Source organism: Rummeliibacillus sp. POC4, from assembly GCF_003576525.1.
In the GTDB taxonomy this organism is placed as follows: Bacteria; Bacillota; Bacilli; order Bacillales_A; family Planococcaceae; genus Rummeliibacillus.
Genome location: NZ_QWUA01000096.1, coordinates 1 through 11,554, shown reverse-complemented (window position 1 = coordinate 11,554; position 11,554 = coordinate 1). Strand labels below are relative to the sequence as shown.

11 protein-coding genes are annotated in these 11,554 nt (G+C 34.0%); 6 read left to right on the top strand and 5 right to left on the bottom strand.

Annotation, left to right across the window (positions count from 1 at the left end):
- Positions 1-15 precede the first annotated feature (15 nt).
- Positions 16-984 carry an alpha-E domain-containing protein gene (locus D1606_RS17190; protein ID WP_119417247.1) on the bottom strand — a complete coding sequence of 323 codons (969 nt, stop codon included), beginning with the start codon at positions 982-984 and terminating at the stop codon, positions 16-18.
- Complete coding sequence (locus D1606_RS17185; RefSeq protein WP_119417246.1) at positions 974-2,428, bottom strand: circularly permuted type 2 ATP-grasp protein; 1,455 nt, start codon at positions 2,426-2,428, stop codon at positions 974-976. Before D1606_RS17185 ends, D1606_RS17190 begins: the two co-directional genes overlap by 11 nt.
- A 487-nt stretch (positions 2,429-2,915) precedes the next feature.
- On the opposite strand from D1606_RS17185, the gene D1606_RS17180 reads away from it, so the two are divergent.
- Positions 2,916-3,926, top strand: a complete 1,011-nt coding sequence (locus D1606_RS17180; protein WP_119417245.1) for an NAD(P)H-dependent flavin oxidoreductase — start codon at positions 2,916-2,918, stop codon at positions 3,924-3,926.
- Positions 3,927-4,002: 76 nt separating this feature from the next.
- Here D1606_RS17180 and D1606_RS17175 read toward each other — a convergent pair whose 3' ends face one another.
- Positions 4,003-4,785 (bottom strand): enoyl-ACP reductase FabI, encoded by a 783-nt coding sequence (locus D1606_RS17175; protein ID WP_119417244.1) that lies wholly within the window; start codon positions 4,783-4,785, stop codon positions 4,003-4,005.
- 187 nt (positions 4,786-4,972) lie between these two features.
- A complete protein-coding gene (locus tag D1606_RS17170; protein ID WP_119417243.1) occupies positions 4,973-5,221 on the bottom strand; it encodes a ferredoxin in 249 nt (82 codons plus the stop codon).
- A 103-nt stretch (positions 5,222-5,324) separates the two neighbouring features.
- On the opposite strand from D1606_RS17170, the gene D1606_RS17165 reads away from it, so the two are divergent.
- From D1606_RS17165 to D1606_RS17150, 4 genes are all read left to right on the top strand, one after another.
- Positions 5,325-6,377, top strand: coding sequence for a YpbB family protein (locus tag D1606_RS17165; protein ID WP_119417242.1), 1,053 nt, complete (start codon positions 5,325-5,327; stop codon positions 6,375-6,377).
- Positions 6,364-7,809 (top strand): RecQ family ATP-dependent DNA helicase, encoded by a 1,446-nt coding sequence (locus tag D1606_RS17160; RefSeq protein ID WP_119417241.1) that lies wholly within the window; start codon positions 6,364-6,366, stop codon positions 7,807-7,809. Before D1606_RS17165 ends, D1606_RS17160 begins: the two co-directional genes overlap by 14 nt.
- A gap of 76 nt (positions 7,810-7,885) precedes the next feature.
- The gene (locus tag D1606_RS17155) at positions 7,886-8,539 is read left to right on the top strand and encodes a LysM peptidoglycan-binding domain-containing protein (protein WP_158582419.1); all 654 of its coding nucleotides are present in this window, start codon (positions 7,886-7,888) and stop codon (positions 8,537-8,539) included.
- A gap of 131 nt (positions 8,540-8,670) precedes the next feature.
- On the top strand, positions 8,671-9,639 hold the full coding sequence (locus D1606_RS17150) for a YpdA family putative bacillithiol disulfide reductase (protein WP_119417239.1): 969 nt from the start codon (positions 8,671-8,673) through the stop codon (positions 9,637-9,639).
- A gap of 111 nt (positions 9,640-9,750) precedes the next feature.
- On the opposite strand, the gene D1606_RS17145 is transcribed toward D1606_RS17150, so the two are convergent.
- Entirely contained in the window at positions 9,751-10,722 is a 972-nt protein-coding gene (locus tag D1606_RS17145; RefSeq protein ID WP_119417238.1) for an asparaginase, read from the bottom strand.
- A 78-nt stretch (positions 10,723-10,800) separates the two neighbouring features.
- On the opposite strand from D1606_RS17145, the gene prsW reads away from it, so the two are divergent.
- A complete protein-coding gene (gene prsW, locus D1606_RS17140) occupies positions 10,801-11,475 on the top strand; it encodes a glutamic-type intramembrane protease PrsW (protein ID WP_119417237.1) in 675 nt (224 codons plus the stop codon).
- The last annotated feature ends 79 nt before the right edge of the window (positions 11,476-11,554 follow it).

Genomic DNA, 11,554 nt, shown 5'->3' with positions numbered 1-11,554 from the left:
TTTGACTGTATAGAGTTACCGGAATTCACTACTAACTTCCAAATTTGCATAGGCTACGTCTAAATAATATACATTTGAAAAAACACTTCCTATTGCAATGCATCTTTTTAGTAAATCCTGTAATAGACTTTTCTGTTGCTCATTCGTCAAGTGTGCATGGTCAACTTCTGTTGCTTGTTGTAAGGCTTGTATTTCTTGCAGTAGGGGATAGATGCGACCATTGACATTATTTTGCTCAATAATCGATAAACTTTGTTTTATATGTTGTATGCAATAGGTAATGGAATGTGTACATGTGACATCACTTAATAAGTATTTCAAAACATGTTCAGTATTACAAATTCTATGTTTTTTTGAATAATCCTCTATAGTCTGTGTCAATTGTAAACTAAAAGTTGCAGAACAATTTCTTACTTCATGTTTTTGTTTTTGAAGTAATTCGTTTAAAATAATCGTTGTTTTCTCTGCGCGTTCAATCCAACGACCAATTTTAAAGAAATGATAGCTTTCATCACGAGACATGAGGGTATTAATAATACCTGCTGATGTAAGGAAAGTATGATTTACCTTTTCAAGAACTTTATTTGCTTCTAATAATGAAAACTTGTTTGTATGTTGATAATCTTTTATAGAAAGATATAGCTCATTCCACTCTTCCCATAGTGCATGTGGAATTATATCACGCGTAATTCTTGCATTTTCACGTACATTAGACGTTGTGTTTATGATCGAGTTTAAATTTTCTTTTGAATAGAGCAAGTAATCACTTAAATTTCGAACTGATAGTCTGTTATATTTGTGAAGAAATTCGTTTGAAGAACCACAAATATTCAAAATTACTTTCCAATCTTCTAAATATGGTATATCATATCCGGATTCCTCCAACATATTTGTAAGCTGGATACGGATGATATTTGCATTAGCTGCTGTTCGTTCACTATAACGTGCCATCCAAAATAATGATCCTGCAACTCTACTTAACATAATGAGCTTCCTCCTTTAATACCCAAGTATCTTTTGCTCCTCCTCCTTGCGAAGAGTTCACGACAAGTGAACCTTCTTTTAAGGCGACTCGCGATAATCCTCCAAGTAAAACATTTGTTTCTTTGCCTTTCATCACAAAAACTCGTAAATCCACATGACAAGGATAGAAACGGTTATTTTGATAGACAGGTGCTCGAGAAAGCTTGATAGTAGGTTGTGCAATGTATTGAGATGGATTTTCCAATATTTTTTCACGGAATTGATCGATTTCTTCAGGTGAGGCATGTGGACCGATTAACATATCATAGCCACCAGAAGCACCTACGTTTTTTACGACTAATTCATGAAGGTGTTCAAGTACCCATTCACGCTGTTCTGGATTCGTCAGCATATATGTTTCTACGTTTTCTATAATAGGCTCCTCGTTTAGATAATAACGGATCATATCAGGTACATAAGAATATATGGCTTTATCATCAGCAACACCATTGCCGACTGCATTTAAGATAGCTACATTACCTTTTTTATAAGCTTCCAAAATATTAGGTACGCCAAGTAAAGAATCTTCACGGAATACAGTAGGATCTAAAAAATCGTCGTCGATACGACGGTAAATGATATCTACTCGCTCTAACCCCCGAATTGTTTTCATATAAACTATGTTGTCTTTAACAATAATATCCTTACCTTCAACAAGGGCTATATTAAGTTGTTTTGCTAGGAAAACGTGATCGTAATAAGCAGAATTATAAATACCTGCAGTTAACAACACGGCATGAGGATCTTGATCTGCTGCCAAGTTTTTAGGACGGTGTGAAAGAAGAGCTTCTCTCATTGTTGCAAGTTGATGTTCAAATGTATGTAAAGAGTATTTAGAAAAGAATTCCGGATATACCTGTTTCATAATTGCGCGATTTTTAAAGACATAAGACATCCCTGAAGGATTTCTCAAATTATCTTCTAGTACACGATATGTTCCGTTTTCATCGCGGATTAAATCGATGCCTGCTAAGAAAATATGGTTATTTAGAGGTATATTAGCACCAATAACCTCTTTATAGTAATAAGGGTTATTAAGAGCAAGTGCAGCAGGTATGATTCCTGCTTTTAATATCTTTTGATCATGATAAATATCATGTAAAAAATGGTTAAGTGCTTCAACACGTTGCGTCATACCCTTTTTTATTATTTCCCAATCTTTGTGAGTAATAATGATTGGTACAAAATCAAAGGGCATTGTTCGTTCGGTTCCTCCCTCTGCACCATATACTGTAAAGGTAATTCCTTGTTTTAGAAAACTTGACTGTGCTGCGTCATTCTTTTGTCGTAATTCATCTTCAGAGAATTCTGATAATTTTTCGTAAAATGCTTTATAATGATCTTTTGGTGCATTATTTTCAAGCATTTCATCATAATAATGTTTCGTTTCATAAGGTTGGAACATAGTAAATAGCCTCCTAGGAATACTTGATGTAAAAAACACACTTACTTTGTAGAAATACTACCTATAAACGTAAAATCCTTCATTAATTAAGAAAAAATCAAAAAAATTATTTGAGGCTGATAGAACATAGTTACAATCTTATGTAAGATTTTCATTTCTTATGAAAACGCTATTTTTCTTAATTCTTAGCTTATTTTTAAATAAAGATCATTTTACATCGTTTTACATTAAGTGTAGAATCTTTTTAATAAATTACGATTTCATGTTAGTTCACAAAATAGACACAAGGGAAATGGGCTAGTTAACTTTAATGTGATAGAAAGTGAATAGTTTTAAATTTATAGAATGTAAGAGATTTTAGTCAAGGATTTTTCTCCTTTATGTTACAGTATTTAATGACTACTTTTTATATAGAGCATTTTGCAGTAATTTGTTTTACTTAAATAATTGAATTAAAAAATCCTAAAAAGTTAAGAGAGGTATTATAATGACGTTAGTAGAAAAATTAAATATGAAATGGCCAATAATTCAAGCACCGATGGCTGGTGTAACAACACCAGAAATGGTTATTGCAAGTGCGGAAGCAGGAATTTTAGGTTCTATCGGAGCAGGTTATTTAAATGCTGATGTTACAAGAGCGTTTATCAAAGCGGTAAAAAGTGAAACAACAAAACCGTTTGCAGTTAACCTATTTGTACCGAATAAGGTTAACACTAGCAAAGAAGAACTTGAGGAAGCTTATAATGTATTAAAACCATACCGAAAAAAATTAATGATTGCTGAAGAAGGGGCGCTTCTATCGACTACAGATTTCGATGCACAAGTTGATGCCATTATTGAAGAGGGCGTGAAAGTATGTTCGTTTACTTTTGGATTACCTTCAGAAGAAATCTTAAAAAAACTACATGAACATGATATTTTCACAATTGGAACCGCTACTACCATTGAAGAAGCGTTATTAGTACAAGAATGTGGCTTAGATGCAGTTGTTTTACAAGGCGAAGAAGCAGGCGGACATCGAGGGTCATTTATCGAACCATTCCAATTTGTCTCACTACAAGAGCTCCTTGAAGGAACAAAAGGTAAAATAACAATTCCTATTATTGCTGCCGGAGGAATTGCAACAAAAGAACAAATGCAACAGGCGATTGAAGCGGGAGCAGAAGCTGTACAGATTGGAACATCCTTTGTAGTAAGTGAAGAAAGTGGTGCTTCAGAAGTTTATAAAAATCAAATTTTATTGGCTGAAGAAGATGTAACCGCGGTGACTAGTGCTTTTTCAGGAAAACCTGCACGTGGTATTGAAAATGATTTTATGGTGTTCATGGAAGGTAATAAAATTGCGCCGTACCCTTATCAAAATGACTTAACAAAAACTATTCGCTTAAGAGCAGAGGAATTAGGATTCTACAGTCTACTAGCAATGTGGGCAGGGAAAAACTTGCATTTAGTAGAAAAAGGATCCGTAAAAGATATTGTAAATCGATTAACAAAATAAAATCGTAATAAAAAAAGAGGACATCTGATTAGTAGATGCCTCTTTTTTATTTGAAGAAAAGTAGTAGGAGATAATATTAAACTCCCATAATATTATAGCCACCATCTACATAGATGACTTCTCCAGTTACACCGCTTGAAAGTTGACTTAACATAACAACGGTCATATTCGCCACTTCTTCTGGTGTAACATTTCGTTTAAGTGGTGCAGTTTCTTCCATCTTATTTAATATTTTATTGAAAGATGGAACACCTTTTGCAGCTAAAGTTTTAATAGCACCTGCAGAAATAGCATTGACACGAATACCTTCCTTACCAACATCAGCAGCCAAATATCTAACAGAAGCTTCTAGTGCGGCTTTTGCTACACCCATTACATTATAACCTTCAAGTACACGTTCAGCTCCTAAGTAAGACATCGTTACAATAGAGCCACCTTCTGTCATGTATGGTTTAGCAGCATTCGCAACGGAGATTAACGAGTAAGCGCTCGTATCTTGAGCAAATGCATAACCATCACGTGAAGTTTCGATAAAACGATTTTTTAAATCATCTGCATGTGCAAAAGCAACTGAGTGGACAATCCCATGAATCGTTCCGACTTTTTCACCAATTTCTTGGAATGCTTGTTGTATACTTTCATCACTATTTACATCACATTGTACGACAAGTGGTTGCAAATCTTCGTATTTAGCAAGTTGTTTTTCTAATTTCATTAAAGAACGTTCTTTACGATATGTGAAAATAACGTTTGCGCCAACTGAAAATAGAGCTTTTGCTATTCCCCAAGCAATGCTTCGATCGTTAGCAACACCCATGACCACGATATTTTTATCTTTTAATTGTAATAAATTATCCATAATAGCCTCCTGTATTAGTTACTATTAGTACCTGATACTAAAATACTACCTTATCAGAAGAAAGAATGCAATAAGAAATTACGCTACCTTGTTTAACAAAATAGTTGACAAACTCAAATAAAAAAGTGCAAGAGAAAAGAATCTTTTCCCTTGCACTTTATGACCATAAATACAATCTATTAAATGATTATTCGTATTTAAGAGGGTCCCCTTCAAATGATTCGTCTGCAACTTTAATAGAGTCAGTTGGGCATCCTTCAAATGCGTCTTCCATATCTTCCATTAAATCTTCTGGAACTTCAGTAGTCCCCGTGTTATTATCTAAAATAACGAAGGCAATACCTTCATCATCGTAATCGTAAATATCTGGTGCTGCTGCCCCACATGCACCACATGCGATACATGTATCTTGATCGACAATGGTAAATTTAGCCATTTTAAATCTCTCCTTTTACTATCAATCCCAATAGCTACTTATTTATTCTAAAACGCTTTTCCTCACATTTCAACCTAAATTACTTTTTATCGGAGGAATATCGATGTATTTACAGCAATTAATGTTAGATATATTTCAAAAATTTGATGGACAACGCTCTGAAACTGCTGCATTTCATCTAATTTGCGGGAAGCGGTCAGGGCAGACAATTCAAGACGTAGGAACATTTGGATTAGAAGCTTATTTTAGTATTATGCCGAAACTTTCGAAACAACAATACCTTGAAGCTTTTGAACAATTAATTGAAAATGGTTGGGTTTTTTACGATGAACAAAAGACTCTACAACTTACAACAAGAGGAAAGGATGTTCTAGAAAAGTCAAATGCATTTCACTTTAATGGTTGGTTTTATAGAGGCAATGAACATGTGTTTTTTAAACGTTTATCGCTAATCGTACAAACCTTCTCATATGTAAAAGTAAAGGATTTTCGGTTTAATCCGATTCAAAAGGATGAAGAAATTCAAGCTTGGGTGAAATATTTCTTGATGCGTCACCCATATAAGGACCCTAGTTTCCATTTGCAATTTAGAAACGAGATAGAAAATTCTATTAAAAATTTACACATATCAGAACAAGCAAAGCAAATTGTTATGTTTCGTTTAACGGGTTTTCATCTTACAGGATGGACTTGGCAACAGCTTGCTAGTCAGTTCGATTGTGGGGAACTTGATGTACAATTTATGTTTGTGGAGTTATTACATACATGGCTCGATCTACTAACTCTAGAATCTGCACAGTTTCCATTATTATACCGATTAACGGAAAATATTCGGATAGAAAATTTATTGACAGATTCTACTCAAAAAACAGCAGACTTGTTTAAACGAGGATATTCACTTGAACAAATCGCAATGATGAGACACTTGAAAACAAGTACAATAGAAGATCACTTTGTTGAAATGGCAATGATTATAAGGGATTTTCCTCTACATCAATTTATAGATGAGGCAGATGTTGAAAAGGTTATGGATGTATTAAGTACAACAGAAAGTAAAAGATTAAAAATAATCAGGGAACAAATCCCACAATTTTCTTACTTTCAAATTCGATTAGTCATCGCAGCAAAAGGAGGAGAATACAATGTACGAGCTTGAACAATTATTGCAGCAACACTTCGGCTATTCAACGTTTAGACCTGGTCAAAAAGAAGTCATAGAAGCTGTGTTGCAAGGTCAAGATGTAATTGCTCTTCTTCCAACAGGGATGGGGAAATCTCTTTGCTATCAACTTCCAGGTTATATATTAAATGGTCCCGTGTTAATCATTTCGCCTTTACTTTCATTAATGCAAGACCAAGTTGAACAATTGAAACGCTTTGGTGAAAAAAGAGTTGTAGCGTTAAATTCATTTTTGAAAGCAAACGAAAAACAGAAAGTATTACAACATCTTACAAACTATCGTTTTATATTTACATCACCCGAAATGCTTGCTCTACCTATCATTCAAAAAGAGTTTCAAAAAATCCAATTTTCATTAATCGTAGTTGATGAAGCACATTGTATATCTCAGTGGGGATTTGACTTTAGACCTGATTATTTAAAAATTACAGAATGGATTCCGAAACAACATCGGCCACCAATATTAGCATTAAGTGCCACTGCCACAAAAGAGGTAGTCAATGATATTAAAAATTATTTACATATTGTTCAGCCGTTTGAATATATTCATTCTGTAGAAAGAGCAAATCTACACTATGATATAGTAAAAACACAATCAGTTGACGAAAAATTCAATTGGATTATTGATCATATCGTTAAGACTGAAGGTCCTGGAATTATATATACACAATCGAGGAAAAAAACGGTTGCCTATGCGGAAGCTTTAACAGCACATCATATTCAAGCTGCAGCATATCACGCTGGGATGGGTGCTTTAGATCGTCAATTTATTCAACAACAATTTTTAGCTGATGAATTGGAATGGATTTGTGCGACAACAGCTTTTGGAATGGGGGTTCATAAAGATAATGTATGTCAAGTCATTCATGATCATATACCTGCAACAATGGCAAACTATATGCAAGAAGTTGGTAGAGCTGGACGTAATGGTGATGATGCATTAGCCATTTTAGTTTATAGTCCTAAAGATGAAGAATACACACAATATATTGCAACTGAAGAGTTACCAGAATCATTTCATGTAGGCCTTTACGAAGAATATGTGAAACGAGGAGAGAATCCTAAAAAAATGCTCGATCTAAACCAAATTAGTGAGACAGGATATCGAGTACTATCATACTGGATGGAACAATTACCTCCAGAAAAAGCTATCCAAAAATTGAATAGTTTAAAACAACAAAAAGTAGAGCAAATTTCACAAGTGGCAACTTTTGTAAAAGAAGATCATTGTTTACGAGAGCATCTAGTTGCATATTTTGATCAAAAGTTGGAACAAAAACCATCGAATTGCTGTCATAATTGTGGAATAAATTATAATGATATTATTAAAAAGAGAAATGGTATGACAGAGAAAAAAGAACTAAACACATGGGTGGAAAGGTTGCACTTGATACTTCCCAACTTGTAACTGAACATACATTTACATTTAACTATTATTTCGTCATAATAGTATTATTACTGAATAAATGGAGGGATATAATAAGATGTCTCAAGAAGATTATCGTGAAAAAATTGAGGAACATCGCCAAGCCATCAATATTGAGTCTGAACAAGAGACCAACCCTTCAAGAATGACTAGAAGTAAGCTTCACGGCAAAAAGAATAAGAATAAGAAAAATAATCATAAAAATAGATTAGTTACGTTATTAGCGATTATTTTTATCTTACTTCCGGTGTCAACACTTATTTACTATGGCTATTTTATGCAAGATGAAAATAGTAAAAAAGCAGAGATTGATAATGGCGGAATTCAAATAGAAACGAACGACAATGGTCAGTCTAAAGATGCTACTAAAGTATCGAATGATGATGAAAAACTAACCAAAAAAGAACAAGCGGAAAAGGAAAGGGCAGAGAAACTTGCTGCAAAAAAAGCAGCAGCTAAAGAAAAAGCTGAAAAGGAAAAGGCTCAACAAAAGGAAAAAGAAGATGCTGCAGCCAAAGAAAAACAACAACAAATTTATAATGAGGCAAAGGCAGCAGGAAGACTTTATAATGTAAAACAGGGAGAAACAATTGAAAGTATCGCGATAAAATTTTATGGTAGTGACGCTGGGGTCGCTATTATAAAAGAAGCAAATGGAATAACAGGCGATACTGTTTCACCAGGAACAACGATTGCAATTCCAGCTCAATAATAATTTGACGGGTATGTGAATTAGCACACATGCCTGTTTTTTTATTGTCTGCAAGCGTATAATAAACAATTATAATTATTCGACAACATTTCTTGTAATTCGAAATGTATTTTTAAGGAGTGACCGGTTTTATGCAACAACAAGATGCGATTATTGTTGGAGGAGGCCCTTGTGGATTAGCAGCTGCTATTTCACTACAAGAGATTGGATTAAACCCAATCGTAATTGAAAAGGGTAATATCGTGAACGCGATTTATAATTATCCTACCCACCAAACATTTTTTAGTTCAAGTGAGAAATTAGCAATTGGTGATGTTCCGTTTATCATTGAACAACAAAAACCAAAGAGAAACCAAGCACTAGTCTATTATCGTGAAGTGGTAAAAAGAAAAAATATTAAAATAAATCGTTTTGAAACAGTTAAAAAAGTAACACCCGAAAATAATAAATTTATCGTTCAAACAGATAAAGAAACTTATGAAACACCTTATGTTGTTATTGCTACGGGTTATTATGATCATCCAAATTATATGAATATTCCAGGTGAGGAGCTGCCTAAAGTTCATCATTACTTTAAGGAAGGCCATCCATACTTTGATACAGATGTATTAATAATAGGTGGGAAGAATTCAGCTATTGATGCTGGGTTAGCACTATATAAAGCTGGAGCTCGTGTAACAGTTGTTTACAGAGGCTCAGAATATTCATCAAGTATTAAACCTTGGGTTCTACCTGATTTCGCAGCACTTGCTCGAGATGGTGAAATTAATATGATGTTCAATACGAATGTTAAAGAGATTAAAGAAGATGAAGTTATAATAACGAAAGACGGGCAAGAACTTACTATAAAAAATGATTATGTCTTTGCCATGACAGGCTATCATCCAGATCATACTTTTATTCAAGAGATGGGTGTTACAGAAGATGTAGAAACAGGCCGTCCGACATTTAATCCAGAAACAATGGAAACAAATGTACCAGGATTATTTATCGCAGGTGTGATTGCTGCTGGAAACAATGCCAATGAAATCTTTATTGAAAATGGACGTTTCCATGGAGAGCTAATTGCTAAATGTATACAGGAAAACATTAATGATTAACTAAAAGAAAAGCAAGCAAGTTCGATGCTCGGAAGGAAAGAGAACGAACTTACTTGCTTTTCTTTTAAGAATATAAGTAAAACTCAAACTGTTTTATAAGATGTGTAAATTTTATACGAAAAATTTCTTTACATCTATTGGCTCATCGACCTGATTAAGTCCAATTAATAATTTCAATCGAGCTTTTTGACCATTCAATCCCAATGCAAAAATAACACCCATATCTTCTAACATTTTACCTCCACCTTGATAGCCATAAACACCTTGTGCTATACCGTTAAAGCAACGAGAGACTAAAACTACCGGGATATGTAGTTGAAGTAATTCTTCAATAACTGGTAAAACTGCGGGTGGGATATTGCCCTGACCAAGCCCTTCTAATACAACACCATCGTAATGATAATCAATAGCTGCATGGATTAAATCTGCATCCATACCTGCAAATACTTTAAATAGCGCAACCTTTTTATCAAGTTTAGAAACTTCTACATACTCTCTTTTCATCGGAGACTGATGGAAATGAATCATCGTTTTTGTCACTAAACCAAGAGGACCATATTGTGGTGATTGAAATGTGGAGACTGAACTTGTTGAAGTTTTCGTGACATTCACTGCCGAATGAACTTCATCATTCATCACGACCAAAACGCCCTTGTTTTTGGCATCCTCCGAAGAAGCTACTCTCACTGCTTCTACTAAGTTATAGACACCATCTGCTCCTAATTCATTTGAAGAACGCATAGCACCTGTTAAAACAATCGGAATTTCCAATTTTGTCGTTAGCTCAAGAAAATAAGCAGTTTCTTCTAGTGTATCTGTCCCATGGGTAATAACTATGCCATCGATACGATTTTCTTTGATCGTATGTAAGATTAAATCTCTCAATTCTAGCATTTTTTGAGGAGTAATATGTGGAGAAGGTAAATTAAAAGCTTCAATTTCAATAATATGAGCAATTGACTCTAGTTTTTTACTTTCTTTCTTTAATGGATTAATGGTATCAGGTACAACAGCGCCTGATTCTTGACTGACATGCATAGAGATTGTACCGCCAGTGTGAATTAGTAATATTGTTTTTTTCATAACAAATCCCCCTGAATTTTCATTACCATACTAATAGAATGGTATAATAAAATGAGATGGATTGAAAGGAGCTACTAAATGTTCGTACTCTTATCAGTATCCATTGCTCCTGCTCTAGCTCTCTTTAGCTTTTTCTATCTACGTAATCAGATGGCAACGGAGCCTAGAAGAACATTGTTCCATACTTTTATATATGGCGCAATTTTAACTTTTCCTATTCTATTTTTGCAATATATAATGACAGAGGAACAAATTTTTTCAAATTTAATGATTCAAGATGTATTCTTTTCGGGAGTAGTGGAAGAATTTTTTAAATGGTTTATTTTAATGATCGCGATTTATCACCATATTGAATTTGATGACCCATATGATGGTATTTTATACGGAGTTAGTATTTCGTTAGGGTTTGCAACAGTTGAAAATATCTTGTATATGTTATCATTTGGCGTTGATACAGCCTTTATGAGAGCGTTAATGCCAGTTTCTAGTCATGCATTATTCGGAGTTGTGATGGGGTATTATTTGGGCAGAGCTAAGTTTGCTAAAAAAGATTTATCAATGCAACATCGACTATTAGCTCTTTTCGCGCCAATTGTATTGCATGTGATTTATAATTTTATATTTACAATTGAAGGCAGATGGACATATATAATGGTTCCATTCATGCTCTTCTTATGGTGGTTTGCCTTAAGAAAAGTAAAAAGGGCACATCAGCATTTAGTCCAAATGTTGTTCGTTCAAAAGAAGATATAAATAGTTTTAACTGAGAGTAGAAATTTACTCTCAGTTTTTTTTGTATAAAAATTTTTTCTTGAACCATCCTAAGAAAAAA